Source organism: Crenobacter cavernae, assembly GCF_003355495.1.
GTDB lineage: Bacteria > Pseudomonadota > Gammaproteobacteria > Burkholderiales > Chromobacteriaceae > Crenobacter > Crenobacter cavernae.
The window spans coordinates 354,463-380,420 of record NZ_CP031337.1; the positions used below are offsets into that span (position 1 = coordinate 354,463).

At 67.2% G+C, this 25,958-nt stretch carries 28 protein-coding genes; 21 read left to right on the forward strand and 7 right to left on the reverse strand.

Annotation, left to right across the window (positions count from 1 at the left end; all coding sequences use genetic code 11):
* Window positions 1–38 precede the first annotated feature (38 nt).
* Window positions 39–2,198 carry an AsmA family protein gene (locus DWG20_RS01600; RefSeq protein ID WP_115432114.1) on the forward strand — a complete coding sequence of 720 codons (2,160 nt, stop codon included), beginning with the start codon at window positions 39–41 and terminating at the stop codon, window positions 2,196–2,198.
* 513 nt (window positions 2,199–2,711) lie between these two features.
* On the opposite strand, the gene DWG20_RS01610 is transcribed toward DWG20_RS01600, so the two are convergent.
* Entirely contained in the window at window positions 2,712–4,679 is a 1,968-nt protein-coding gene (locus DWG20_RS01610) for a monovalent cation:proton antiporter family protein (protein WP_115432115.1), read from the reverse strand.
* A gap of 125 nt (window positions 4,680–4,804) precedes the next feature.
* Here DWG20_RS01610 and DWG20_RS01615 point away from each other — a divergent pair, with 125 nt between their 5' ends.
* From DWG20_RS01615 to DWG20_RS01690, 16 genes are all read left to right on the forward strand, one after another.
* Window positions 4,805–5,785: a KpsF/GutQ family sugar-phosphate isomerase gene (locus DWG20_RS01615; protein WP_115432116.1), complete on the forward strand. Its 981-nt coding sequence runs from the start codon at window positions 4,805–4,807 to the stop codon at window positions 5,783–5,785.
* Window positions 5,786–5,794: 9 nt separating this feature from the next.
* Window positions 5,795–6,319 carry a KdsC family phosphatase gene (locus DWG20_RS01620; protein ID WP_115432117.1) on the forward strand — a complete coding sequence of 175 codons (525 nt, stop codon included), beginning with the start codon at window positions 5,795–5,797 and terminating at the stop codon, window positions 6,317–6,319.
* Window positions 6,316–6,876 (forward strand): LPS export ABC transporter periplasmic protein LptC, encoded by a 561-nt coding sequence (lptC, locus tag DWG20_RS01625; RefSeq protein WP_115432118.1) that lies wholly within the window; start codon window positions 6,316–6,318, stop codon window positions 6,874–6,876. The genes DWG20_RS01620 and lptC overlap by 4 nt, the downstream gene beginning before the upstream one ends.
* On the forward strand, window positions 6,866–7,375 hold the full coding sequence (lptA, locus tag DWG20_RS01630) for a lipopolysaccharide transport periplasmic protein LptA (protein WP_115432119.1): 510 nt from the start codon (window positions 6,866–6,868) through the stop codon (window positions 7,373–7,375). Before lptC ends, lptA begins: the two co-directional genes overlap by 11 nt.
* On the forward strand, window positions 7,372–8,100 hold the full coding sequence (gene lptB, locus DWG20_RS01635; protein WP_115432120.1) for an LPS export ABC transporter ATP-binding protein: 729 nt from the start codon (window positions 7,372–7,374) through the stop codon (window positions 8,098–8,100). Before lptA ends, lptB begins: the two co-directional genes overlap by 4 nt.
* 10 nt (window positions 8,101–8,110) lie before the next feature.
* Complete coding sequence (locus tag DWG20_RS01640; RefSeq protein ID WP_115432121.1) at window positions 8,111–9,508, forward strand: RNA polymerase factor sigma-54; 1,398 nt, start codon at window positions 8,111–8,113, stop codon at window positions 9,506–9,508.
* Between the two features lie 130 nt (window positions 9,509–9,638).
* Window positions 9,639–9,980 (forward strand): ribosome hibernation-promoting factor, HPF/YfiA family, encoded by a 342-nt coding sequence (gene hpf / locus DWG20_RS01645; RefSeq protein ID WP_115432122.1) that lies wholly within the window; start codon window positions 9,639–9,641, stop codon window positions 9,978–9,980.
* A 116-nt stretch (window positions 9,981–10,096) separates the two neighbouring features.
* Window positions 10,097–10,558: a PTS IIA-like nitrogen regulatory protein PtsN gene (gene ptsN, locus DWG20_RS01650; protein ID WP_115432123.1), complete on the forward strand. Its 462-nt coding sequence runs from the start codon at window positions 10,097–10,099 to the stop codon at window positions 10,556–10,558.
* A complete protein-coding gene (gene hprK, locus DWG20_RS01655) occupies window positions 10,551–11,507 on the forward strand; it encodes an HPr(Ser) kinase/phosphatase (RefSeq protein ID WP_115432124.1) in 957 nt (318 codons plus the stop codon). The genes ptsN and hprK overlap by 8 nt, the downstream gene beginning before the upstream one ends.
* Window positions 11,488–12,330, forward strand: coding sequence for an RNase adapter RapZ (gene rapZ / locus DWG20_RS01660; protein ID WP_115432125.1), 843 nt, complete (start codon window positions 11,488–11,490; stop codon window positions 12,328–12,330). The genes hprK and rapZ overlap by 20 nt, the downstream gene beginning before the upstream one ends.
* Window positions 12,327–12,695: a NusG domain II-containing protein gene (locus DWG20_RS01665; RefSeq protein ID WP_115432126.1), complete on the forward strand. Its 369-nt coding sequence runs from the start codon at window positions 12,327–12,329 to the stop codon at window positions 12,693–12,695. The genes rapZ and DWG20_RS01665 overlap by 4 nt, the downstream gene beginning before the upstream one ends.
* Window positions 12,676–13,209, forward strand: coding sequence for a Gx transporter family protein (locus DWG20_RS01670; protein WP_115432127.1), 534 nt, complete (start codon window positions 12,676–12,678; stop codon window positions 13,207–13,209). The genes DWG20_RS01665 and DWG20_RS01670 overlap by 20 nt, the downstream gene beginning before the upstream one ends.
* Complete coding sequence (locus tag DWG20_RS01675; RefSeq protein WP_115432128.1) at window positions 13,196–13,816, forward strand: flavin prenyltransferase UbiX; 621 nt, start codon at window positions 13,196–13,198, stop codon at window positions 13,814–13,816. The genes DWG20_RS01670 and DWG20_RS01675 overlap by 14 nt, the downstream gene beginning before the upstream one ends.
* Window positions 13,813–15,261, forward strand: a complete 1,449-nt coding sequence (locus DWG20_RS01680) for an NAD(P)H-hydrate dehydratase (protein WP_115432129.1) — start codon at window positions 13,813–13,815, stop codon at window positions 15,259–15,261. The genes DWG20_RS01675 and DWG20_RS01680 overlap by 4 nt, the downstream gene beginning before the upstream one ends.
* Window positions 15,262–15,403: 142 nt before the next feature.
* Window positions 15,404–15,763, forward strand: a complete 360-nt coding sequence (locus DWG20_RS01685; RefSeq protein WP_115432130.1) for a glycine zipper domain-containing protein — start codon at window positions 15,404–15,406, stop codon at window positions 15,761–15,763.
* 141 nt (window positions 15,764–15,904) lie between these two features.
* Window positions 15,905–16,816 carry a DMT family transporter gene (locus DWG20_RS01690; protein ID WP_245944747.1) on the forward strand — a complete coding sequence of 304 codons (912 nt, stop codon included), beginning with the start codon at window positions 15,905–15,907 and terminating at the stop codon, window positions 16,814–16,816.
* Between the two features lie 121 nt (window positions 16,817–16,937).
* Here the strand turns inward: DWG20_RS01690 and adk are convergent, their stop codons facing one another.
* Genes adk through DWG20_RS01720 form a run of 6 tightly spaced genes read right to left on the reverse strand, consistent with a single transcriptional unit; the run spans window position 16,938 to window position 20,625 of the window.
* Window positions 16,938–17,594, reverse strand: a complete 657-nt coding sequence (gene adk / locus DWG20_RS01695) for an adenylate kinase (protein ID WP_115432132.1) — start codon at window positions 17,592–17,594, stop codon at window positions 16,938–16,940.
* 37 nt (window positions 17,595–17,631) lie between these two features.
* Window positions 17,632–18,393, reverse strand: a complete 762-nt coding sequence (kdsB, locus tag DWG20_RS01700; protein ID WP_115432133.1) for a 3-deoxy-manno-octulosonate cytidylyltransferase — start codon at window positions 18,391–18,393, stop codon at window positions 17,632–17,634.
* Window positions 18,390–18,572 carry a Trm112 family protein gene (locus DWG20_RS01705; protein WP_115432134.1) on the reverse strand — a complete coding sequence of 61 codons (183 nt, stop codon included), beginning with the start codon at window positions 18,570–18,572 and terminating at the stop codon, window positions 18,390–18,392. Before DWG20_RS01705 ends, kdsB begins: the two co-directional genes overlap by 4 nt.
* Window positions 18,511–19,575 (reverse strand): tetraacyldisaccharide 4'-kinase, encoded by a 1,065-nt coding sequence (gene lpxK, locus DWG20_RS01710; RefSeq protein WP_245944748.1) that lies wholly within the window; start codon window positions 19,573–19,575, stop codon window positions 18,511–18,513. The genes DWG20_RS01705 and lpxK overlap by 62 nt, the downstream gene beginning before the upstream one ends.
* Entirely contained in the window at window positions 19,572–19,997 is a 426-nt protein-coding gene (locus DWG20_RS01715) for an ExbD/TolR family protein (protein WP_115432135.1), read from the reverse strand. Before DWG20_RS01715 ends, lpxK begins: the two co-directional genes overlap by 4 nt.
* 10 nt (window positions 19,998–20,007) lie before the next feature.
* A complete protein-coding gene (locus tag DWG20_RS01720) occupies window positions 20,008–20,625 on the reverse strand; it encodes a MotA/TolQ/ExbB proton channel family protein (RefSeq protein WP_115432136.1) in 618 nt (205 codons plus the stop codon).
* 369 nt (window positions 20,626–20,994) lie between these two features.
* Between DWG20_RS01720 and xseA the strand changes: the two genes are divergently transcribed.
* From xseA to DWG20_RS01740, 4 genes are all read left to right on the forward strand, one after another.
* Window positions 20,995–22,350 (forward strand): exodeoxyribonuclease VII large subunit, encoded by a 1,356-nt coding sequence (xseA, locus tag DWG20_RS01725; RefSeq protein WP_115432137.1) that lies wholly within the window; start codon window positions 20,995–20,997, stop codon window positions 22,348–22,350.
* A gap of 145 nt (window positions 22,351–22,495) precedes the next feature.
* Window positions 22,496–22,960: a DUF4442 domain-containing protein gene (locus DWG20_RS01730; RefSeq protein WP_115432138.1), complete on the forward strand. Its 465-nt coding sequence runs from the start codon at window positions 22,496–22,498 to the stop codon at window positions 22,958–22,960.
* Window positions 22,961–23,113: 153 nt separating this feature from the next.
* The gene (gpmI, locus tag DWG20_RS01735; RefSeq protein ID WP_115432139.1) at window positions 23,114–24,634 is read left to right on the forward strand and encodes a 2,3-bisphosphoglycerate-independent phosphoglycerate mutase; all 1,521 of its coding nucleotides are present in this window, start codon (window positions 23,114–23,116) and stop codon (window positions 24,632–24,634) included.
* Complete coding sequence (locus tag DWG20_RS01740; protein ID WP_115432140.1) at window positions 24,631–25,935, forward strand: peptidoglycan DD-metalloendopeptidase family protein; 1,305 nt, start codon at window positions 24,631–24,633, stop codon at window positions 25,933–25,935. Before gpmI ends, DWG20_RS01740 begins: the two co-directional genes overlap by 4 nt.
* Window positions 25,936–25,958: the final 23 nt, after the last annotated feature.

The following is a 25,958-nucleotide window of genomic DNA, read 5'->3' on the forward strand; positions in this document are numbered from 1 at the left end:
TCCCTGACGCCCTCAACCTCCAGCGAGACCTCGACGTCATGAAGTGGAACTCCGGCCGACTCTGGCTACATATTCTCGTCTACGGCATCGGCGGCCTGATCGCCCTGTTCCTGCTGACGCAGGCGGTACTGCTGTGGCAGTTCGACGAACGCGCGGTGCGCCGCACGCTCGAGGCGAGCCTGTCCGACACCGGCCGGCGCGTGACCGTGACCGGCGACATCTCGCCGCGCCTCTTCCCGCGCCCCGGTCTCAAGGTCGAACAACTGTCCGTCACCGGCCCCGACGGCAGCTCGCCCTTCCTGTCGGTCGGCGAGCTGCGCCTCGGTTTCGCCTGGCTGCCGCTCTTGCTCGGCGACAAGGAAGTCACCGCGATCTCGCTTGAGCGCGCGCAGCTGAATCTGGCGCGCGACGCCGGCGGCCGCCTGTCGATCGCCGACCTGCTGCGCCGCCGCGCCAGCAGCGGTGTCAGCGTCAAGCTCGACACGCTCAGCCTGCGCGACGCGCGGATCGCCTACGCCGACGCGCTGTCCGGCCACCGCTGGCGGCTCGATTCGCTCGATCTGGACGCCGACAAGCTGCGCGACAACGCCAGCCTGTCGGCCGGCGCGCTGTTCAGCAACGGGCACCAGCAGGTCAGCCTGGCGATCAACACGCCGCTCTTGATCCAGGACGACCAGGTGACGGTGAGCGACCTCGACCTGTTGGCCAAGGGCACGCTGCCCGAGCAGGGCGAAACGCGCATCACGCTGCAGGGCCGTCTCAAGCTGAACTTCGCCGCGCTGCAGGCAAGCGGCGAGGCGCTGAAGGCCAAGCTCACCACCGAAAAACCGCAGGCCGAGCTGACCCTCGACATGCCGACCATCAACGCGAGCCTCACCGAAATCGAATTGCCGCGCGCCGACCTGAAGGGCTATATGCGCCAGGACCGCAGCGAATACCGCTTCGACGGGCGCCTCGACGAGGTCGTGTTCGCCGAGACGCGGCTGGCCGCCAGCCGCATCGCCGGTGCGCTGACCTGGCACACCGGCGCGCACCAGCTGGCGCTGCAGGTGAACGGTCCGCTCGAAGTCGGCAACCTCGACGTGCTGAAAGTCGAACCGCTGACCTTGACCGCGAGCGCCGCGACGCCGCTGTTGCCGCGCGGCAAGCTGGTGGCCCAGCTCGCCGGCACGCTCGAAGGCAGCCTCGCCTCGTCGGAACTCACGCTGCGCGTCGGCGGCAAGCTCGACGGCTCCGACCTCGCCGCCGACCTGCGCCAGTTCGGCTTCGTCAAGCCGCGCCACGAGCTGATGCTGTCGGTCGGCAAGCTCGACCTCAACCGCTATCTGCCTGAAAACAGCGCGCGGCCAGTCGCGGTGTTCCAGGACAAGCGTCCGCTGTCGCTGGACTGGCTAGACTTTCTGAACGTGTCGGGCCAGTTGTCGGTCGGCGAACTCGCGGTCGGCCGCTTCAAGATCAACGGCGTGTCGGCCAAGGTCGACGCGACGCCGCAGGAGCTGGCCGTCAACGAACTCTCGGCCAACATCTACGAAGGCCAGCTGACCGGCTCGGCCAGCCTGGTGCGCGGCAGCCCTCACCGCCTCGACGTCAACCAGACGCTGAAGGGCATGAGCATCCGTCCGCTGTTGACCGACCTGTTCAACTTCCCGCGCCTGGACGGTCACGGCGACGGCCGCGTCAAGGTGCGCGCTCAGGGCAGCAACTTCGCCGCGTTCAAGGACACCTTGTCCGGCGACGTCGAGATGAGCCTCAACCAGGGCGCGCTGACCGGCATCGACCTCGTCGCCGCGCTGAAGAACCTGCCGCAGGAGCTGAAGGACCTCGGCAGCACGCCGGTCAGCGCCGAGAACAACCAGCGCACCACCTTCTCGACGCTGTCGGCGCGCTTCGCGCTCGAGAACGGCGTCGCGCGCAACCAGAACCTGAAGCTCGCGTCGCAGCTGGTGAACGTGTCCGGCGGCGGCAAACTCGACCTCGTAAAGAGCATCGTCGACTACTCGCTCGACGTCTCGGCCAACCCGCGCGAGTTCGCGCGGCTGAAGGACGTCAGCGTGCCGCTGAAGATCACCGGGCCGATCAATGCGCCGGTCTACGCGCTCGACTTCAACGCGATGGTGAAAGGCAAGAAGACGCAGGGCGAGAAGGAACAGGCGCTGAAGCAGGAATTGAAGAAGCAGATCACCACCATCCTGCCCTGAACGCTTTCGCCCGCATGAAAAAAAGCTCGGCCAACCGTCGAGGGTTGGCCGAGCTTTTTCGTATCCTTCAATTCGCGCCGCTTGCGGGCTACGGCGGCATGACTCAGGCGTCAGGAGGCCGCGCCTTGCGCCTCGGCCACCATCGTCCCAACACGAGGCCCACAACGAATACGGCAGCGAACAGCGTCCCGGCGCCACCGCCCCCCCGGACTGGGCATCCGTGCAGACGGCGGCGGCCAGTTCCGGCACCGTCAGCTGCGTCATTTTCGCAATGTCACCGACGCCGTAAACGCAGATCTCGCCGCTTTACAGCGAACAGAAATGCTCTGCCGGGCATTGCTTCAATATCTTCTGCTCGGCCCCTTCACCGCAGACAGCCCCCGCCCCCTTGAGCACCTTGAGCGTGAGCTCCGGGTGTTTTGTAAGCTGCTCAGGCACGCTCAGCCCCCGTCGCGACGCGGGCGGCCCCGCATTCACTTCATGCTAGCCGCGCCCGACGGGCAGGCAAGACACTCAGCCTTGTAGCAACAGGTTCTCCGCGCTCGCCAGCGCCTCGGGCTCGCCGAACAGGATCAGCACGTCGTCGCGCATCAGCTCGAACTCGTCGCAAAAATCGGTGCGGCGGAAGTTATTGCGGCGCACCGCCTTCAGTTCGACGCCGGCGGTTTCCAGCTTGAGTTGGCCGAGACGCTGGCCGATCGCCGCCGCGCCCTCGGGCAGCACGACGCTGTAGAGGCGCGGCTGCAGGAATTCGTCGAGACCGTCGGTGTCGTCGCTCATGCCGCGGAAGAAGCCGCGAAATAGCGCATAGCGCTCCTCGCGCACCGCGCGGATGCGTTTGATGACCCGGTTCAGCGGAACGCCGACCACCATCAGCGCGTGCGACGCGAGCATCAGGCTGCCTTCCATGATCTCGGCGACGACCTCGTCGGCGCCGGCGCGGCGCAGCACGTCGATGTCGGTGTCGTCGACGGTGCGCACGATCACCGGCAGCCCGGGGCGCTGTGCGTGTACCGCGTCCATGATGCGCAGCGCCGCGTGCGTGTCCGCGAACGAAATCACCAGCGCCTTGGCGCGCATCAGGCCGGCCGCCAGCAGCACTTCCTTCTTGCCGGCGTCGCCGAACACCACCGATTCGCCGGCCTCGCCCGCCTCGCGGATGCGCTCCGGGTCCATGTCGAGCGCGAAGATCGGGATGTCCTCGGCCTCCAAGAGGCGCGCCAGCGCCTGGCCGCTGCGGCCGTAGCCACAGATGATCACGTGCTCGTCCTTCATCATGCTCTCGACCAGGACCTGGTGCAGGCTCGCCGCCTGCAGCGCCCAGTCCTGCTTGATGAGCTTGCGCGTGATCGCGTCGCCGTGCTGGATCAGGAACGGTGCGACCAGCATCGACAACACCACCGCGGCGATCGCCGCCTGCGTGAGCCCGGCCGGCATCAGCCCGAGGTTGGCCGACAGCGCCAACAGCACGAAGCCGAATTCGCCGCCGTGCGCCAGCGCCAGCGCACCGCGCAGACTCTCGTTCGAGCGGTGGCCGAACGCGCGCGCCAGACCGAACACCACGCCGAGCTTGACCGGCACCAGCAGGAACAGGAGCAGCAGCACCTCCTTCCAGCGGTCGACGAACACGGCCAGCTCGAGCCGCATGCCGATGGTGATGAAGAAGAAGCCGAGCAGGATGTCGCGGAACGGACGGATGTCATCCTCGACCTGGTAGCGGTACTCGGTCTCCGAGATCAGCATGCCGGCGACGAAGGCGCCGAGCGCGAGGGACAGCCCCGACAGCTCGGTCAGGTAGGCGACGCCGAGCGTCACCAAGAGCACGTTGATCATAAACAGCTCGCCCGAGCGCTGGCGCGCGACGAGATGGAACCACGGCCTGAGCAGCTTCTGGCCGAAGAACAGCAACAGCGCCATCACCGCCACGATCTTCACACCGGCCAGCCCCAACTCCATCCACAGCCCGTCGCCGCCCGCAGCCAGCGCCGGCAGCAGGATCAAGAGCGGCACGACGGCCAGGTCCTGGAACAGCAACACGCCGATCGCCAGCTGGCCGTGCGCTTGTGCCAGCTCCAGCCGCTCGGCCAACAGCTTGCTGACGATCGCCGTCGACGACAGCGCCAGCGCGCCGCCGATCGCGACGCCGGCCAAGAGATTGCCGGTGATCGCGCCCGCGACACCGACGATCAGCAGCATGGTCACCACCACCTGCGCGAGCCCGACGCCGAACACCAGCCGGCGCATCGCCTGCAATTTGGGTAGCGAGAACTCGAGGCCGATAGTAAACATCATAAACACGATGCCGATCTCGCCGAGGAAGCGGGTCTCCTCACTGTCGGGGATCAGGCTGGCGACGCCGGGTCCGGCCAGAAAGCCGGCCACCAGATAGCCCAGCATGGGCGGCACCTTCAGGCTGCGGCACAGCGTGACCGACAGCACCGCCGCCAACAGCACGACCACGATCGGGGCCAGTGAATGCATGAATGCTCGCTTTCCGGGATGGGGGACAACGACAGGGCGGCCGGTCACTTCAATAAACTCTGTTAAGCAAAAGCCGCACCAGGCCGTCGAGTCACCGGATTATAACCTTGATATACTCTCGCCCTATGGATACCTCCGTGAATCGACAGCGCCTGGAAGCGGCGCGCCAGGTCCTCGCCATCGAAGCCGAGGCGATCTCGCAACTGGCCGAACGGCTCGACGAACATTTCGCCCGGGCGGTCGAAGCCATCCTCGCCTGCAGCGGCCGCGTGGTCGTGATCGGCATCGGCAAGTCCGGCCACATCGGCCGCAAGATCGCCGCCACGCTCGCGTCGACCGGCACGCCGGCCTTCTTCGTCCATCCGGCCGAGGCGGCGCACGGCGACCTCGGCATGATCACCGCCGACGACGTGGTGCTGATGCTGTCCAACTCGGGCGAGAGCGACGAAGTGCTGACCTTGCTGCCGGCCTTGAAACGCAAGGGCCTGACGCTGATCAGCCTGACCGGCCGCCCCGAGTCGACGCTCGCGCGCGAAGCCGACCTGCACCTGAACGCCCAGATCGAGAAGGAGGCCTGCCCGCTCGGCCTCGCGCCGACCGCCAGCACCACCGCGGCCTTGGCGCTCGGCGACGCGCTGGCGGTCACGCTCTTGTCCGAGCGCGGTTTCGCGCCGGAAGACTTCGCGCTGTCGCATCCGGGCGGCAGCCTCGGCCGACGCCTGCTGGTGCACGTGCGCGACGTGATGCACGGCGGCGAAGCGCTGCCGGTGGTCAGAAGCGGTACGTCGCTGAAAGACGCGCTGCTCGAGATGACCAAGAAGGGTCTCGGCATGACCGCGGTGCTCGACGACAAGGACCAGCTCGCCGGCATCTTCACCGACGGCGACCTGAGGCGCACGCTCGACAAGACGCTGGACCTGGCCGGTCTGACCGTCGACGCGGTGATGTTCCGTACGCCGCGCACCGTCAATGAGGCCCGGCTCGCCAGCGAAGCGGCCAAGCTGATGGAAGAACACAAGGTCAACGGGCTGCTGGTGCTCGACGATGCCGGCAAGCTCGTCGGCGCGCTCAATATGCACGACCTCCTCAAGGCCGGGGTCGTTTAAGGAATTCGAATGCAAAGCTTTCAGGAACTGGCGCGGCGCGTGAAGCTGCTGATCATGGACGTCGACGGCGTGCTGACCGACGGAAGCATCTTCATCAGCGCGACCGGCGAGGAACTCAAGGCGTTCAACACGCTCGACGGCCACGGCCTCAAGATGCTGCAGTCGACCGGCGTGAAGCTCGCCATCATCACCGGCCGCGACGCGCCGGGCGTCGCCCACCGCGCGAAGGGGCTCGGCATCGACTACTACTACGCCGGCATCCACGACAAGCGCGCGACCTTGGCCGAGCTGCTGGAAACGACCGGCCTCACCGCCGAGGAATGCGCGTACATCGGCGACGACGTGGTCGACCTGCCGGTGATGATCCGCGTCGGCCTGTCGGTCGCCGTGCCCGAGGCGCCGAGCCTGGTCCTCCAGCACGCGCACTACGTCACCGGCGCATCCGGCGGCGCCGGCGCAGTACGCGAACTGACCGAGCGCATCATGCAGGCGCAGGGCACCTTCGACGCGCTGATGGCGCGCTACCTCGAATGATCCGCCCGCACCGGCTGTTTCCGATCGCGCTCGTCGGCCTGATGGCGATGCTCGCTTTCTGGCTCGACCAGATCTCGCGCTGGAGCCCGTCGGGCAAGGAGCTCGACCCGAGCCGTCCCGAGTACACGGTCGAAGACTTCAGTGCGACGCGCTTTGACGCGCAAGGCCGCATCCAGGAACGCCTCGTCGCCAAACAGGGCTGGCAGTTCCCCAAGCAGCCCGACCTCCACCTGCGCGAGGCCGTGCTCGACAACTACCAGGCCGGCGCGCTCGCCTACCGCGCCGCCGGCGCCATCGCGCGCTACAACCGGCAGGACGGCATCGCCTTTCTCGAACAGAAGGCGCACTTCTTCAAGCCGGGCGTCGCCGGCCAGCCGGACACCCACGTCTACGGCAGCCGGATCACGATCAACACGCGTACGCGCGTCGCCAGCGCCAAGACGCCGGTGGAAATCCACTATGGCGAGTCGATCGCCAACGCCATCGGTTTCGAATACCAGCAGCAGAAGGGCCTGTTGCGGCTCCTCTCCCACGCAAGGGTGAAATATGTACAGTAAGCTTTTGACCGCGGTCCTCGTCGGCCTGGCCACGCTGCCGGCCTGGGCGGAAAAGGCCGACCAGAAGAAGCCGATCGAGATCAGCGCCGACGCCGGCACGCTCGACCAGCTCAAGGGCGTCACCGTCTGGCAGGGCAACGTGATCGTGATCCAGGGCACGCTCAAGGCGACCGCCGACCAGCTGACCGTCACCCGCGACGCGCAGGGCCGCCAGACGCTGCAGGGCATAGGCCGCCCGGCCACCTTCCGCCAGAAACTCGAAGCCCGCCCCGAGTACGTCGAAGGCCAGGGTTCGCGCGTCGACTACACCAGCGCCAGCAACCAGGTCGTGCTCACCGGCAATGCGCGCGTCAAGCGCGGCGCCGACGTCGTCACCGGCGGAGTCATCACCTACAACACCGAGACCGAGGTCTACCAGGTCAGCGGCGGCAGCGTGCAGGGCCCGAACAAGGGTCGCGTCACCGTGATCCTGCAACCGAAGGACGAAGGCCAGAAATGACGCAGAGCCAGCTCACCGTCCGCCACCTGCAGAAACGCTTCAAGAAGCGCGCCGTCGTGCGCGACGTGTCGCTCGACATCGCCAGCGGCGAGGTCGTCGGCCTCTTGGGGCCGAACGGCGCCGGCAAGACGACCAGCTTCTACATGATCGTCGGCCTCGTCGCGGCCGACGGTGGCGAGATCGAACTGGACGGCACTGTCATCACCCGCCTGCCGATCCACAAGCGCGCACGCATGGGGCTCGGCTACCTGCCGCAGGAAGCGTCGATCTTCCGCAGGATGACGGTCGAGGAAAACATCCGCGCCGTGCTCGAGATCGGCGGCCTGAAGGGCGAGAACCTCGATAAGGAGCTCGAACTCCTGCTCGACGACCTCAACATCGCCCACCTTCGCGACACCAACGCGCTGGCGCTGTCCGGCGGCGAACGACGCCGCGTCGAGATCGCGCGCGTGCTCGCCACGCGGCCGCGCTTCATCCTGCTCGACGAACCGTTCGCCGGCGTCGACCCGATCGCGGTGATCGACATCCAGAAGATCATCGCCTTCCTGCGCGAGCGCGGCATCGGCGTCCTGATCACCGACCACAACGTGCGCGAAACGCTGCGCATCTGCGATCGCGCCTATATCATCAGTGAAGGCGCTGTGCTCGCCTCGGGCGAACCGGACACGCTCGTCAACGACGAGAAGGTTCGCGAAGTCTATCTCGGCGAGCACTTCCACCTGTAATGGCCACGCCATGAAGCAGAGCCTCCAGCTCAAGGTCTCGCAACATCTCACCCTCACCCCGCAGCTGCAGCAGTCGATCAAGCTGTTGCAGCTGTCGACGCTCGACCTGCAATCCGAGGTCGAACGGGTGTTGCTCGACAACCCGCTGATCGAACGGATGGACGACGGCCCGAGCGAAGCGTCCGGCGAGGAAAGGTTGGCCGAGCCCGCCGCCGACAACGGCTCGGCCGACGGCGCCGACACGTTGCCGGGCGAGCTGTCCGACTGGGGACGCGGCGCCGCGCGCGGCGACAACGACGACTACGACCCGCTCGCCAACGTCGCCTGCCCGGTGTCGCTGCGCGAACACCTGATCGCCCAGCTCGGCGAAATCGCGATGTCGACGCGCGAACACGGCGTCGTCAGCCTGTTGATCGAAGAGCTCGACGACGACGGTTTCATGCCGCAGCCGCTCGAAGCGGTGCTCGCCGAACTGCCGGCCGAACTCGAACTGACGCTCGAAGAGCTCGAGGACGGTCTCGAACTGCTGCAGGGCTTCGACCCGGCCGGCGTCGGCGCCTTCGACCTGACCGGCTGCCTGCTGCTACAGCTGGCCAGCCTGCCCCGCGTCACGCCGGGGCTTGCGAGCGCACGCACCATCGTCGAGAAGCACCTGACGCTGCTCGGCCAACGCGACTACGGCAAGCTGAAGAAACTGCTCTCGGTCGACGACGCCGAACTGAGACTCGCGCAGCAGCTGATCGCCAGCCTCACCCCGCATCCGGCGGCCAACTTCGGTCGCGACGAGACGCACTACATCGTGCCCGACGTGCTGGTGGTCAAGCGCAAGGGACGCTGGCAGGCCGAGCTCAACCCGGGCGCCGTGCCGCGGCTGCGCGTCAACCCCGGCTACGCCAAATTGGTGTCCGAGGCGCGCGGCGAAAGCGGCGAACTCGCGCCGCGCCTGCAGGAAGCCAAGTGGTTCGTCAAAAACATCCAGCAACGGTTTGACACCATCCTGAAAGTGTCGGAATCTATCGCCAACAGGCAGCAAGCGTTCTTTGAACATGGTGAAGTGGCAATGCGTCCGTTGATACTGCGCGACATTGCCGAAGAACTGGGCCTGCACGAATCCACCATCTCCCGGGTGACCACGCAGAAATACCTCCTCTGCGCGCGCGGGCTCTTCGAACTCAAATATTTCTTCGGCAGTGCGTTGGAAACCGACAGCGGCGGCGAGTGTTCCGCGACCGCGATCAAGGCGCTGATCAAGCAGCTGATCGACGCCGAAGACCGTCAAGCACCGCTCTCCGACAGCAAGCTGGTCGACCTCCTGACAAAACAAGGCATCCAGGTCGCGCGTCGCACCGTGGCCAAGTACCGCGAGGCGATGCAGATCGCGGCGGTCGCCCAGCGCAAGACGCTTTGAAAAAGGCTCTTTAAAACGCCGATTGCTACCCCACCTGTTCTTTGAGGGGTTCCGTCGCCCCGCGATGGAGCCACACAAGAAAACCGCCGGGCCGCCGGGCCCAGGCGTTTGTCACCTAAGGAGTTAGGGTATGAACCTCAAGATCACCGGTCTTCATCTCGAAGTTACTCCGCCGATGCGCGACTACATCGAAAGCAAACTCGAACGCGTGACCCGCCACGTCGACGACGTGATCGACGTCGCCGTGACGCTATCGGTCGACAAGCTTGTGCAGAAGGCGGAGGTGAACGTTCACCTCTCCGGCAAGGATATCCACGTGGAGGCCACCGAAGCCGACATGTATGCAGCCGTCGATGCGCTGATCGACAAACTCGACCGCCAGGTCCTGAAACACAAGGAAAAACGCAACGAGCGCCGCGCGCCGACCCCGGCACCAGCACCGGAAGCGCCGACAGAACAGGCGAACGCCTGAGTGGCGTGATTGTCGAAACGGGAACCTGCGGGTTCCCGTTTTTCATTGACGGCCTTTTGCCAAGACTACGCTTGAGCGTAGAATGGCCGGGTTTTTTCTGTAAGCAAACGCACAGTATGAGCCTGATCGGCAAAATCCTCGCGCCCGACCATGTCCTGATCGACCTGGACGTCGGCAGCAAAAAACGCGTATTCGAACAGGTGGGGCTCCTTGTCGAGAACACCCACGCCATCGCCAGAAGCGAAGTGTTCGACTGCCTGTTCGCCCGGGAAAAACTCGGTTCGACCGGCCTCGGCCAAGGCGTGGCGATTCCGCACGGACGCGCCAAGGGGCTGAAGGAGGCGGTCGGCGTGTTCATCCGCCTGAAGAACCCGATCCCCTTCGACGCGCCCGACGGCAAGCCGGTACAGAGCCTGTTCGTGCTCCTCGTGCCCGAAGAGGCGACCGACCTGCACCTGCAGGTCTTGTCTGAACTCGCACAACGCTTCTCCAGCCGCGCGCTGCGCGAGGCGCTGATCGCCGCGCCCGACCGCGACACCCTCTACCGCCTGCTCACCGAATGGTCCGGCCATGCCTAGCGTCTCCGTTCGCCAGCTCTACCAGGACAACCATCAGAAACTGTTTCTGACCTGGGTCGCCGGCACCGGCGGGTCGGATACGATGATCCGCAACGACGACCAGCGCCCGACCCTCGCCCTCGTCGGCCACCTGAACTTCATCCACCCGAACGCGGTGCAGGTGCTCGGTGTGGCCGAGGTCGACTACCTGGAGAAACTGGAGAACGCCGCCGCGCGCACCGCGCTCGACCAGCTGTTCCACAAGCCGATGGCGGTCGTCATCGTCGCCAACAACCAGGCGGTCCCCAAGCTGCTGCGCGACTACTGCCACACGCACAACGTCCCCTTGATGAGTTCGCGGCTCGAGAGCCCCTACCTGATGGACGTGCTGCGCATCTATCTGGCGCGCGCGCTGGCGACGTCGACGGTGCTGCACGGCGTGTTCCTCGACGTGCTCGAGATCGGCGTGCTGATCATGGGCGACTCGGCGATGGGCAAGAGCGAACTCGCGCTGGAACTGATCTCGCGCGGCCACGGTCTGGTCGCCGACGACGCGGTCGAACTCTACCGCATCGGCCCGGAGACGCTCGAAGGCCGCTGCCCGCCGCTGTTGCGCGACTTCCTCGAAGTGCGCGGCCTCGGCATCCTGAACATCCGCACCATCTTCGGCGAGACCGCGGTCCGCCCGAAGAAGGTGCTCAAGCTCATCATCCACCTCGTCAAGGCCAACGACCAGGCGATGCAGGCGCTCGACCGCCTCAACATCCAGTCGGAGACGCAGGAGATCCTCGGCGTGAAGGTGCGCAAGGTGATCCTGCCGGTCGCGGCCGGCCGCAACCTGGCCGTGCTCGTCGAGGCGGCGGTGCGCAACTACATCCTGCAACTGAGGGGCATCGACAGCACGCGCGAATTCATCGAGCGTCACACCAACTTCCTCAGGGATCAGGAACATGCAGCTGATCCTGATTAGCGGCCTGTCCGGCTCGGGCAAGTCGGTCGCCCTGAAGGCGCTCGAAGACGCCGGCTACGCGTCGGTCGACAACCTGCCGGCGACGCTGCTCTCGAAGCTGATCGCGCTCTACCGCGAACAGGGTCACGAGCGCATCGCGATCAGCGTCGACACGCGCGGCGGCCCGACGCTCGCCGCGCTGCCCGGCGCGATGAAGGAGTTGTCCGACGCCGACGTCGACGTGCGCCTGCTCTACTTCGAAGCCAAGCCCGACACGCTGGTCAAGCGCTTCTCGGAGACGCGCCGCCGCCACCCGCTGTCGGGGCCGGGCCTCACCGTCGAGGAATGCATCCGCCAGGAACAGGAGATGTTGGCCGAGGTCAAGGCGCTCGGCTACCCGATCGACACCAGCGAACTGTCGGCCAACCGTCTGAGGACCTGGATCAAGGCGCTGGTCGGCGCCGAGGCCGGCCGACTGACGGTAGTGTTCGAATCGTTCGGCTTCAAGCACGGTGTGCCGCTCGACGCCGACCTGGTGTTCGACGCGCGCTGCCTGCCCAATCCCTTCTACGATCCGCGTCTGCGTCCCCTGACCGGTCTCGACCAGGCTATCGTCGACTTCTTCCTGCAGGAATCGTCGGTCGCCGAGATGATCCACGACATCCGCCGCTTCCTCGACAAGTGGCTGCCGGCCTACCGCCAGGAAAACCGCAGCTACCTGACCGTCGCCGTCGGCTGCACCGGCGGCCAGCACCGCTCGGTCTTCGTCATCGAAGCGCTGGCGCGCGCCTTCGCCGGCGAGCAGGTGCTGATCCGCCACCGCGAGCTGCCCGAGACGCGATGACGCGCTGGCTGCGGCCGGGCGACTGGCTGGTGCTGTCGCTCCTGGCCGCAGCAAGCGCCTACCTCGCCGTCACGCTGTGGAGCGGCGGCCACGCGCGCACCGTCCTCATCAAGCGCCACGGCGAGCTTTTCCGCGAAGCCAGCCTCCTGCACGACCAGATCGTCGCCGTACCCGGTCCGCTCGGCGTCACCGAGGTCGAGATCGCCGGCGGCCGCACCCGCATCCGCAGCGATCCCAGCCCGCGCCAGTACTGCGTGAAACAGGGCTGGCTGACGCGCGCCGGCCAAGTGGCGATCTGCCTGCCGAACGCGACCAGCATCGAACTTGCCGGCGGCGAACGCCCTTATGACAGCCTCCAGTTCTGACACGCGCATCCTCGCGCCCGATGCCACCGACCACCGCATCGCGCGGCTCGCCGCCGCCGCGCTGGTGCTGGCGCTGGTCGACGCCGGCCTGCCGTCGCCGCTGCCCGGCGTCAAACCCGGGCTCGCCAACATCGTCACGCTGATCGCGCTCTACCGCTACGGCTTTCGCGCGGCGGTGTGGGTCAGCCTGTTGCGCATCGCAGGCGCCGGCCTCTTGCTCGGCAGCCTGATGACACCTGGTTTTTTCCTCAGCCTTGCCGGCGGCACCATGAGCCTCGTGGGCCTTCTATTCGCCCAGCGGCTTCCCGAGCGCTGGTTCGGCCCGGCGTCGGCGAGCCTGATCGCCGCTTTCTGCCATATCGGCGGCCAGCTCATTCTCGCACGCGCCATCCTGATCCCGTCGGACGGCATCCTCTACTTCGTCCCCGCCTTCGCGCTGACCGCGCTCGTCACCGGCACGGTCAACGGCATCGTCGCGGCAAAACTGCTAGAAAACACCCATGAGACCGATTGATACCGTCACCGTCGCGCTGACCGGCGCGTCCGGCCTGCCCTACGGCTTCAGGCTGATCGAAACCCTGCTTGAAGCCGGCAAACGCGTGTGGGTGCTGTACTCACAGGCGGCGCAGGTGGTCGCCAAGCAGGAGATGGACATCACGCTGCCGTCGCGCCCGGCCGACGTCGCCGCCTGGTTGGCCGAGCGCTACCGGCCTTCCGACGGGCAGTTGCGCGTGTTCGGCCGCGAGGAATGGTTCGCGCCGCCGGCGTCAGGGTCGAACCCGGCCGACGCGATGGTGGTCTGCCCGTGCTCGATGGGCACGCTCGCCGCGATCGCGCACGGCCTGTCGGACAACCTGATCGAGCGCGCCGCCGACGTCAGCGTCAAGGAAGGCCGCAAGCTGATCCTGGTGCCGCGCGAGACGCCGCTGTCGGCGATCCACCTGGAAAACATGCTGAAGCTCGCGCGCCTCGGCGTGGTGATCCTGCCGCCATCGCCGGGCTTCTACACGCACCCGAAAACGGTCGACGACATGGTCGACTTCGTCGTCGCGCGCGTGCTCGACCAGCTCGACGTGCCGCACACGCTCGCGCCGCGCTGGGGACAGGAGACACAGCGATGAACGCCTTTTATTCCTTGGCCGCGCTACGCGCTATCGAAGCACGAGCCGAAGCCGACGGCATCGACCTGATGGCGCGCGCCGCGAGCGCGACCGCCGACTGGCTGGTCGCGCGCAGAGCCGGACGGATACTCATTGCCGCCGGTCCCGGCAACAACGGTGGCGACGCCCTATGGGCCGCGTGCCTTCTGCAGGACGCCCGCGTCGACGTGACGGTATGGCTGCCCGCACCGCCCACCGCGAGCGCGGGCCAAACCGCGCTAGCTGCGTTGGCCGAGCGTGGCGTGCCGGTCGTGCACGGTGCCACGCCGCCCGCCGATCAGGGCTGGGACTGGGTCGTCGACGGCCTGTTCGGCATCGGCCTGGCGAGGCCGCTCGCCACACCATGGGATGCCGTCGTCGATGCGCTGAATGCGCTCGACGCGCCGATTCTCGCGCTCGACACGCCGTCGGGACTCGACGCGATGACCGGCCACGCCGCCGGCGCAGTCGTCCGTGCGTGCGCGACGCTGACCTTCCTCGCCGCCAAGCCAGGTCTTGCGACCGGCGCCGGCGTCGACTACGCCGGCGACGTGGAACTGGCCACGCTAGGTGTACCGGCCGATTGGTGGCCGGCCCCGCTCGGCCAGGTTTGCGCGCCGGTATCCGGCCTGCTCGCCCGAGAGCGCGACAGCCACAAGGGACGCTTCGGCACCGTGTGCGTGATCGGCGGCGCGCCGGGCATGCTCGGCGCGGTCCTGCTCGCCGGCCGTGCCGCACTGGCCGCCGGCGCCGGCAAGGTCTACGTCTGCCCGATCGACGCGCGGCTGTTTATCGACCCTGCCGCGCCCGAACTGATGATCCACGAGCTCGACGACGAAGCGCACCTACCCGACGCCGACGTGCTCGCGCTCGGCCCCGGGCTCGGCCAGCACGGCGCCGCGCGCGCGCTCGTCGACATGCTGATCGGCGTCGACAAACCGCTGCTTCTCGACGCCGATGCGCTCAACCTGATCGCCGCCTACGCGAGCCTCGGCCAACGTCTAGCCGCCCGCCAAGCGCCTACCTTGCTGACGCCGCATCCGCGCGAAGCGGCACGGCTGTTGGGCTGCGACACCACGACCGTCCAGACTGACCGCATCGCCGCCGCGCGAGACTTGGCCGAGCGCTTTGGCGCGACCGTGGTGCTCAAGGGCGCCGGCAGCGTGATCGCCCACCCGGGCGCACCCTTCCTCGTCAACACGACCGGAGGGCCGGCGCTCGCCGTCGCGGGACAAGGCGACGTGCTGACCGGCGCCATCGCCGCGCTGATCGCGCAAGGCCTGTCGGCGCGTGACGCGGCGGCGCTCGCGGTACACGCGCACGGCCTCGCCGGCGACGACTATACGCGCGAGATGGGCGGGCCGATTGGTCTTGCCGCCGGCGCGCTGTTGCCACGGCTGTCGCGCATGCTGAACCGCTACAGCTGAGCCGCTGCCGGGCCCGCCATGACAGGGTTTTCCGGCGCCTGGCCGGCGCAACAATTCCTCATACTTCTTTACAGAAACTCGGCCGCCATCCGGATAAGCTTCAACCGTAGAAGCCAGCAAACGACGCAAAGAGGTTGAAGCCATGTTCCGCAAATATCTTCCGTTGGCAGCGCTCGTGCTGCTGCCGCTGTCCTTCGGCGCCCAAGCCGGCGGCGAGATCCTCCTCGGCGGCGCGCTCGGCGGCGCGGCCGGCGCGGCGATCGGCGACTCGCTCGGCGGCCGCGACGGCGCGGTGATCGGCGGTGCGCTCGGCGGCGCGGTCGGCGCCGGCATCGGCCACGACTACCGCCGCGAACGCATAATCGAGCGCCGCGTGGTCTACGAGGACGATCGCCCGTACTATCGCTCACGCTACGACCGCGACTACGGGCCGCGCGGGCACTGGAAACACCGCAACTGGAAACACCGTCACGGGCACGACCGCGACGACGACGACGATTGAGCTTTCCCCAGCGCGCCGGCCCGCGAGGGTCGTTCCCCCCTCTTAAGCGGCCCTGACGGTGCCGGCGCGCACCTCCAAACTGTATCCAATCGACAATCCGGTACGCATTCCGGCTAGAATGAGCCGAACCCATCCACCGGAGTGTCCGTCTTGACCCGCCAAGGAAAAGCCTACCTGTACGGCCTCGTCGCCGTGCTCGCCTGGTCGACCGTCGCCACCGCCTTCAAGATCAGCCTCAAGCACCTGACGCCGTCGCAACTCGTGCTGTACGCGTCGACCGCGTCCTTCCTCATTCTATTTACGGTGCTGACGGTGCAAGGTCGCCTGCCGGAACTGTCCGTCGCGTTCCGGCGCCACTGGAAACGGTCCTTGCTGCTCGGCGCGGTCAACCCCTTCGTCTACTACCTGGTGCTGTTCCGCGCCTACGACCTGTTGCCCGCGCAGGAGGCGCAGGCGATCAACTACACCTGGGCGCTGACGATGACGCTGATGGCGATTCCGCTGCTCAAGCAGACGCCGCGCCGCGCCGACGTCGTCGCCGCGCTGGTCTGCTATCTGGGCGTGCTGGTGATCGCGACGCGCGGCGAGATCCTCGCGCTGCATTTTTCGAATAGGGAGGGGCTGGTCTACGCGCTGGTGTCGACCGTGTTGTGGGCCGGCTACTGGATCTTCAACGCGCGCGACGACCGCGAGCCGGTGATCGGCCTCGCGCTCAACTTCGGCTTCGCGCTGCCGATGGCCTTCGTCTGGTGTCTTCTCGGCGACGGGCTCGGCCAACCTTCGTCAGAGGGCTGGCTCGGCGCTGCCTACGTCGGCGTGTTCGAGATGGGGCTGACCTTCGTCGCGTGGCTGATGGCGATGAAGCTGACCGAGAGCACCGCGCGCATCGCCAACCTGATCTTCCTGTCGCCGCTGTTGTCGCTGGTGCTGATCCATGCGGTCGTCGGCGAGACGATCTACCCGTCGACCTTCGTCGGCCTCTCGCTGATCTTGGGCGGCCTCGCGCTGCAGAAGTGGCTGACGCGCGTACCGGCCGCTGCCGGCGCGGCGTAATCATCACAAAGGTTGGCCGAGCTCTTAAAGAAGGCTCGGCCAAGCTTGTGAGAGCCCCGAAGTCACAATGAAAAACGCCCTGTCGAACGACAGGGCGTTTTGCTTGACAGGCCCAGATCGATCAGGCGTCGAGCGCGGCGAACACGTTGTCGCGCACGGTCTCGACCGCCTGCGTGCCGTCGACCTTCACGTACTTCGGCGCGGTCGCGTCGCCGCTGGCGGCCATCTTCGAATAGAAGCCGACCAGCACCTCGGTCTGCTCGTGGTAGACGGCGAGGCGTTTCTTGACGGTCTCTTCCTTATCGTCGTCGCGCTGGACCAGTTCTTCGCCGGTCAGGTCGTCGCGGCCTTCTGCCTTCGGCGGGTTGTACTTCACGTGGTAGGTGCGGCCCGACGACAGGTGCACGCGGCGGCCCGACATGCGGTCGATGATGTTCGCGTCCGGCACGTCGATCTCGACCACGTAGTCGATGTTCACGCCGGCTTCCTTCATCGCCTCGGCCTGCGGGGTGGTACGCGGGAAGCCGTCGAACAGGAAACCGTTGGCGCAGTCGGCCTCGGCGATGCGTTCCTTCACGAGACCGATGATGATGTCGTCGCGCACCAGGCCGCCGGCGTCCATGATCGCCTTGGCTTCGAGACCGAGCGGCGTGCCGGCCTTCACCGCGGCGCGCAGCATGTCACCGGTGGAGATCTGCGGAATCGCGAATTTTTCCTTGATGTAGTTGGCCTGGGTGCCTTTGCCCGCGCCCGGCGCGCCCAACAGAATCAGTCTCATGTAAGGAATCTCCGTCTGTGCTTTGGTATTGGGGTGGTTATTTATTGGCGGCGAACAGCGCGCGCACGCGCTCTAGGTCTTCGGGGGTGTCGACGCCGGCCGGCGGCGCAGCCTGAAGCGTCGCGACCGCGATCTTGTGGCCGTGCCACAGCACGCGCAGCTGTTCGAGCGCTTCGAACCGCTCGGTCGGCGCGATGGCCAGACGCGTGTAGGTATCGAGGAAACCCGCGCGGTAGGCGTATAGGCCGATGTGGCGCCAGGCCGGCAGCCCTTCAGGCAGCGCGTCGCGGTCGGCGGCGAACGCGTCGCGCGCATACGGGATAGGCGCGCGGCTGAAGTAGCGCGCGAAGCCGTCGTCGTCGAGCACGACCTTGACCACGTTCGGGTTGAAGAACTCGGCGGCCGACTGGATCGGATGCACCAGTGTCGCCATCGGCGCGTCGGTATGGGCCAAGAGTTCGGCGAGGCGGTCGATCAGCGCCGGGTCGATCAAGGGTTCGTCGCCCTGCACGTTGACGACGACGGTGTCGGCCGGCAGTTCGAGCCTGGCGACCGCTTCGGCGAGGCGGTCGGTGCCGCTGGCGTGGTCTTCGCGCGTCATCACCGCGTCGATGCCGTAAAGGGCGCAGGCGGCGGCGATGTCGGGGTGGTCGGTCGCGACGACGACGCGCTCGGCGGCGCTCTTTTTCGCCTGCTCGGCGACGCGCACCACCATCGGCTTGCCGTCGATGTCGGCCAGCGGCTTGTCAGGCAGGCGGCTCGACGCCATGCGCGCCGGGACGATCACCGTGAAGCTCATTTCACCTCTTCCTCGGGCGGCAGTTCGCGCGCCTCGGTCTCGAGCATCATCGGGATGCCGTCGCGGATCGGGTAGGCGAGGCGGTCGCCCTTGCAGATCAGTTCCTGGCGGGGTTTGTCATACACCAGCGGACCCTTGCACACCGGGCACACCAGAATGTCGAGAAATTTTGCGTCCATAGGGCAGCTTCAGTTTGGCGAGCAGCCAGTCGGCGAGGTCGGGTTCGACCACGCCGCTCACAGGCAGGGCCCACAGTTTAACACGATCGACACGGCGCAACTTCACCGCGTCCTTGCTCGTGACGACGATGGCATCGGCGTCCGCGGGCAGGTCGGACGCGACAAAATCGTGATGGTCGGGAAAAGACAATTCGCGCTCCGGCGCCAGCCCCAGGCCCTTCAAGGTCGCAAAGAAACGCTCGGGGTGGCCGATGCCGGCCAGCGCGACGACGCGCTCGCCTTCGAAGTCTTCCGCGCCGCGCGTGACCGCCGGATCGGCGAGCGACACGAAGCGCTGGGGCGCGAGCCGCATCGCGAAGGTCGCCGGCGCTTCGGGCAGCGTCTTCATGAATCCCGCCGAGCCGCCGTTGACGACCAGCGCGTCGACCGTCGCGAGACGGCCCGGCGCTTCGCGCAGCGGGCCGTTCGGCAGCAACCGGCCGTTGCCCAGGCCTCGCGCGCCGTCGAGCACGACAATCTCCACGTCGCGCGCCAGGCGGTAGTGCTGCAGGCCGTCGTCGGACAGGATCAGTTCGACGTCCGGGTGCGCGGCGATCAGCGCGCGGCCGGCGGCGACGCGGTCCCGGCCAACCCAGACCGGCACGCCCGACTGCGCGAGCAACAGCGGCTCGTCGCCGACGAGCGCCGGGTCGCTGTCGCGCCCGACGGGCGTGGGAACGTTGGCCGAGCCGCCGTAGCCGCGGCTGACCACGCCGGCCTTCACGCCGTGCTCGGCCAAGCTTGCCAAGAGGGACAGCGTCAGCGGCGTCTTGCCGACACCGCCGACGTTGACGTTGCCGATCACCACCACCGGCACGGACAGTGTCTCGACGCGCTTGAGGCCGAGCCTGAACACGAGACGGCGCGCGGCGGCCAGCAAAGCAAAAAGCCCTTCGAGCGGGGCCAGAAGGGCGGTCAGCCAGAGGCGAGGACGGTACCAGTGCCGCTCGATCAGGCCGTTCACTGCGGGGTCTGCAGGTTCTGCGTCGCGAAGGTCAGCTGCGACAGGTGGGCGACGCGCGCCGCCTCCATCACGTTGACCACCGACTGGTGCGTCGCCTTCGCGTCGGCGTTGACGACGACGACCGGCTCGCGCTTGCCGGCGGCGGCATCCTTCAGCGCGGCGACGAGCGCGTCGCGGCTGCCGGGCGCGAGCTTCTTGCCGGCGACGAGCATCTCGCCGTCCTCGGCGATCGCGACCGAAATCTCGCTGCTCTGGCTGTCCTTGGCCTCGGCGTCGGCCGACGGCAGCTTGACCTTGATCTCGGAAAAACGCGAATACGTGGTGGTGACCATCAGGAAGATCAGGATCACCAGCAACAGGTCGATCAGCGGGATGAAGTTGATCTCCGGCTCTTCGCGATGCCGGCCGCGGCGGAAGTTCATGCTGTCTCCCTCACTGGCGGTTGTTGCGGCGGTCGCCGTGCAGCACTTCGACCAGCTTGACCGCCTGCGCTTCCATCTCGACCAGCAGCGCGTCGACCTGCGCGCGGAAATGGCGGTAGAAGATCATGCTCGGGATCGCGACGATCAGGCCGAAGGCGGTGTTGTACAGCGCGACCGAGATGCCGTGCGCGAGCTGCTGCGGGTTGGTGCCGCTGGCGTTCTGCGAGCCGAAGATGTCGATCATGCCGATCACCGTGCCGAGCAAGCCCATCAGCGGCGACATCGCGGCGATGGTGCCGAGCGTCGTCAAAAAGCGCTCGAGCTGGTGCGCGACGATGCGGCCCTCGTCCTCGATCGCCTCCTTCATCACCTCGCGGCTGCCGTCGACGTTGCGCACGCCGGCGGCGAACAGGCGGCCGAGCGGCGAATGGCGCTCGAGCCTTTCGAGCCGTTGCGCACTCGCACCGCCGCTGCGGTATTCCTGCAGCGTCTGCGACAGCAGACCCTCGGGCGCGACCACCGAGCGCCTCAGGCTGATCAGCCGTTCGAAGATGATCGCCAGCGACACCACCGACGCCAGGATGATGGTCCAGATCGGCCAACCGGCCGCTTCAACAATCGACCACAAGGGCTTTACTCCCGCAATTGTGCAAACGGGGTAAACTTTAGCGTTTTAGCGACGCCATCCGCAACCGCCTGCCGTGAAACACCCGGTCGACCTTTGCTTGAAGTGTGCAATCCAAGTGCCGATTTTTTAAGACTTTTCGCCCGCCGCCCACAGATTCTGTGGATAACTTTGTGGAAAAGATGCGGAAAACCGCGCGCAAGCCCGGCGCCAACGGCGTCGCTCGCCGCGGCGCAGAAATTAGGCAAAGCCCGCAAAGCCTTGATCCACAAGGCTTCCGCGCAGGTCCGGCCCGACGCGTACCGAGCCCCACCCTAGCGTTTCACGCTTTTTCACCCGCCCCGCACGACTGTGGATGACTTGACAACGCCCATGTTCCTCACCCCGACCCAACCCGACGTGATCAGCGTCTCCACCCTGAACCGCATGGCGCGCGACCTGCTCGAAGCCGGCCTGCCCGCCGTGTGGATAGGCGGCGAGATCTCCAACCTCACGCTCGCCGCGTCCGGCCACGCCTACTTTTCGCTGAAGGACAGCAGCGCGCAGATCCGCTGCGTGATGTTCCGCCAGCGCCTCGCCGCCGTCGGCCTGAGGTTGGCCGAGGGCATGCAGGTCGAGCTCAAGGGCACGGTGACGCTGTACGAGGCGCGCGGCGACTACCAGATCAACGTCGCCAGCTTGCGCGCCGCCGGCCTCGGCCGGCTGTTCGAGGCGTTCGAGCGACTCAAGGCGCGGCTCGCCGCCGAGGGCCTGTTCGACGAGGCGAAGAAACGGCCTATCCCGGCCCACCCGCGCGCGATCGGCATCGTCACCTCGCCGGCCGCCGCGGCGCTGCGCGACGTCGTCAGCACGCTGAAGCGCCGTGCGCCGGCGATTCCGGTGATTCTCTACCCGACGCCGGTACAGGGCGAAGGCGCGGCCGACAAGATCGCCTGCGCGATCCGCATAGCCGGACAGCGCGCCGAGGTCGACGTGCTGATCGTCTGCCGCGGCGGCGGCAGCATCGAGGACCTGTGGGCGTTCAACGAGGAAGTCGTCGCGCGCGCGGTCGCCGACAGCCCGATCCCCGTCGTCAGCGGCGTCGGCCACGAGACCGACTTCACCATCTGCGACTTCGTCGCCGACCTCAGGGCGCCGACGCCGACCGGCGCCGCCGAACGCGTGTCGCCGAGCCGCGAACAGATGATGAGCCAGGTCGACCTGGCGCGCCGCCGCCTCGAGCGCGCACTGTCGCGGCTGATGACCGACAAGACGCAGCAGCTCGACTACCTCTCGCGGCGCCTGGTCCATCCCGGTCAGAAGCTCGCGCTGCAGGCCGAGCGCCTGGCGGCGACGCGACGCCGGCTGGCGCTGTTGGCCGAGGCCCGGCTCGCCGGCGCACGCCGCAGCCTGAGCGTCGCCGAGGCGCGGCTCGTGCGCCAGCGGCCGCGCCCTTCCGACACCGGCCGCGTGCTCGATGCGCTCGGCCACTCGCTGCGCCGCGCGATGCTAGAGCGCCTGAACCGCCGGCGCCTCGCGCTCGCGCAGTACGAGGCGACGCTCGTCGCGCTGAACCCCGAGGCGGTGCTGTCGCGCGGCTACGCGATCGTCGAGAAGGCCGACGGCAGCGCCGCCAAGTCGCCGGGAGAACTGCGTCAGGGCGAGCGCGTGACGCTGAGGTTGGCCGAGGGCCAGACGCAGGCGCTGATCGACCACCCGGACGGCGCGCAGCAGACATTGCCGTTCTAGTGCGGCGATGGGTCCGGCCTCGCCCTTTGAGCAAGGGGCGCGCGGATGAAGCGTGGAAGACGCCGGGCAAAGCGGTAAGCACCGCTTGACAGCAAGAGCGCGCCGGCGCGAGCATGGACCGATTAAAACAATCGTTTAAACCACCATGCGCATCACGCCCCGTATCATGAAGTTCGGCATCAACCTGTGGCCGCCGTTCATCGGCGCCGGCATCCGCGTGCGGCGCATCGCGCCCGACTGGGGCGAGATTGACGTCGCGCTCAGGCTCGGCCTCACCAACCGCAACTACGTCGGCGTGCACTTCGGCGGCAGCCTGTACGCGATGACCGACCCGTTCTTCATGCTGATGCTGATGCACCGGCTCGGCCGGCCTTACTTCGTGTGGGACAGCGCCGGGCGCATCGACTACCTGAAACCGGCGCGCGGCACCGTCGTCGCGCGCTTCAGCCTCGACGACGCTTTCGTCGCCCGGCTGATCGACGACGCGGCGGCGGGCGACAAGGTCCTGCCCGAACTGGCGGTCGACATCGTCGACGACGCCGGCGACGTCGTCGCGCGCGTGCACAAGACGCTCTACGTGCGGCTCAAGCCCGAACACCGGCCGCGCTGATGCGGCGGCGCAACATGGTTGACCCTGCCCCCTTGCCACGGCACGACGTCGAATGTCGGATTAGGGAAGCTCCGCGCGGCGTTTCGCCCCGCTTTCCGGTTACAATAATGCGATCGTGCCCGCCGCGGCCTCATTATCTTTGCTTGCGAGACCATGACTGACATCAAGCCGGTTCTTCTCTTGATCCTGGACGGCTTCGGCCACCGTCAGGAGGGCGACGACAACGCCATCCTGCATGCGAAAACCCCCAACCTCGACCGGCTCGAGCGCGACTACGCCTACGGCGTGATCGACGCGTCGGAACAGCATGTGGGTCTGCCCGGCGGCCAGTTCGGCAACTCGGAAGTCGGTCACCTCAACATCGGCGCCGGCCGCGTCGTCGAGCAGGACGTCACCCGCATCGACCGCGACGTCGTCAGCGGCGCCTTCGCCCGGAACCCGACGCTCACCGAAGTGGTAGAAAAATCACGCGGCCACGCGCTGCACATCCTGGGCCTGTTGTCCGACGGCGGCGTGCACAGCCACGAAAACCACATCTTCGAGATGCTGCGCGTCGCGCAGAAGGCCGGCGTCGAACGCATCCACGTCCACGCCTTCCTCGACGGCCGCGACACGCCGCCCAAGAGCGCCGACACCTACCTCAAGCGCCTCGACGTGGTGCTCGCCGACTGCCCTAACGCGCGGCTGGCGACGATCAGCGGCCGCTACTGGGGGCTCGACCGCGACAAGCGCTGGGAACGCGTCGAACAGGCGTACCGCCTGATCGTCGACGGCGAGGGGCTCTATTCGGCAGAAACCGGCCTCGCTGGCCTCGAAGCCGCCTACGGCCGCGGCGAACTCGACGAGTTCGTCAAGGCGACGCGCATCGGCGAAGCCGCGCCTATCGCCGACGGCGACGTCGTGCTGTTCATGAACTACCGCGCCGACCGCGCGCGCGAACTGACGAGCGCCTTGACCGACCCGGGCTTCCGCTCGTTCGCCGCGCGTCAACCGAAGCTCGGCTGCTTCGCGACGCTGACCTCCTACGGCGAAGCGTACCGCAACCCGGTCGCCTACCCGCCGCAGACGCTGAAGAACAGCTTCGGCGAATACCTCGCGTCGCAGGGCCTCAACCAGCTGAGGATCGCCGAGACCGAGAAGTACCCGCACGTCACCTACTTCTTCAACGGCGGCGAAGAGCTGCCCTACCCCGGTGAAGACCGCATCCTGGTGCCGTCACCGAACGTCGCCACCTACGACCTCAAGCCCGAGATGAGCGCGCGCGAAGTCACCGACGAGATCGTCCGCGCGATCGAGAGCGGCCGCTATCACGCGATCATCTGCAACTACGCGAACGGCGACATGGTCGGCCACACCGGCGTGTTCGACGCGGCGGTCAAGGCGGTCGAGACGCTCGACGAATGCGTAGGCCGTTGCGTCGAGGCGATGCAGAAGGCCGGCGGCGAGGTGCTGATCACCGCCGACCACGGCAACTGCGAAACGATGCACGACGCGCTGCACGACCAGCCGCACACGCAGCACACGCTGAACCTGGTGCCCTTCCTCTACGTCGGCCGCCAGGCTGAAATCGAGGACGGCGGCGCGCTGAAAGACATTTCGCCTTCGCTTTTGGCTATCATGGGGCTAGTCCAACCTCCGGAAATGACGGGACACTCGCTCATTCGATTGCTGTGAAACGACTCGCACTGATCGCCCTATTGGCCGGCTCCGCTCACGCGGCGCCGGCTTCTTCGTCTCTGAACGCCGCACCGCAGCAGCAGGATCTGCATTCGGTGCGCAAGGCAATCGACTCGGTCAGGAAGGACATCGCCGAGAAGGAAGCGGTCAAGAAAGAAGCGCAAAGCGCGATCGCCGCGTCCGAGCAGGCGATCGCCGCGACGGCGCGGGCGCTCGCCACGCTGAACCAGCAGCAGGACCACTCGGCGCAAAGGTTGGCCGAGCTCTCCGCCGCGCTCGAGGCCAACCAGGCGCAGGTGAAGAGCGTACAGACCCGCGTCGCGCGCATGCTGGCCGAACAGTACAAGCGCGGCCAGCATGACGCTATGCAGCTGATGATGAATGCGAACGACCCGAACCAGGCCGGGCGCGACCTCACCTACTACCGCCGCATCGCCGCCGCGCAGCAGACGCTGATCGCCGACCTCGCGACGCGCCAAGCCGATTTGTCGCGCATGGCCGACGAGCTGAACCACCAGCTCGCCGAGCTCGACAAGCTGTCGGGCGCCAAGGAGCGCGAAAAGCGCCGGCTCGAACTGAACAAGGCGAGCCGCCAGGAAACCGTCAGCACGCTCGACGGTCAGATACAGAATCAGCAGGGACGGCTCGCCAAACTGAAGGAAGACGAGCGGCAGCTGGCCAGGCTGATCGCGCGCATCAACCGCGAGATCGAGGCGCGCCGCGTCACCGCCGAGAAACGCGCCGCCGGGGCGAAGAAGGCGCGCGAACTCGCCCGCCTCCAGTCCGACGAGAAGCGCCGCCAGGAAGTCGCCGCGGCGAAGAAACAGGGCAAGGCGCCGCCGCCCGACACGAGACGGCCGGTGGTTGAAGAGCCTATAGACGCCGTCGCCGACGCGAGCGCGTCGGGCCGCGCGTTCAGGAGCCTGCAAGGCCGCATGAAGCTGCCGGTCGCAGGGACGCTCGCCGGACGCTTCGGCGGGCCGCGCAGCGAGGGCACCACCTGGAAGGGCGTCTACATCAAGGCGCCGGCCGGCCAAGCAGTACGCGCCGTTGCCGACGGCCGAGTCGTCTACGCCGACGCCTTGCGCGGCTACGGCAACGCGGTCATCGTCGACCATGGCGGCAACTACCTGACGATCTACACCGGCCTCGCCGCGATCGTGCGCGGCGTCGGCCAGGAAATCCGCGCCGGCGACGCGCTCGGCTCGTCCGGCACGCTGGACAGCGGCGAAACCGGCCTGTACTTTGAAATTCGCTACCTGGGCCGCCCGGTCAACCCGATGGCGTGGGCCCGTTGATCGCGCCCCCGTTTGAACGCCTC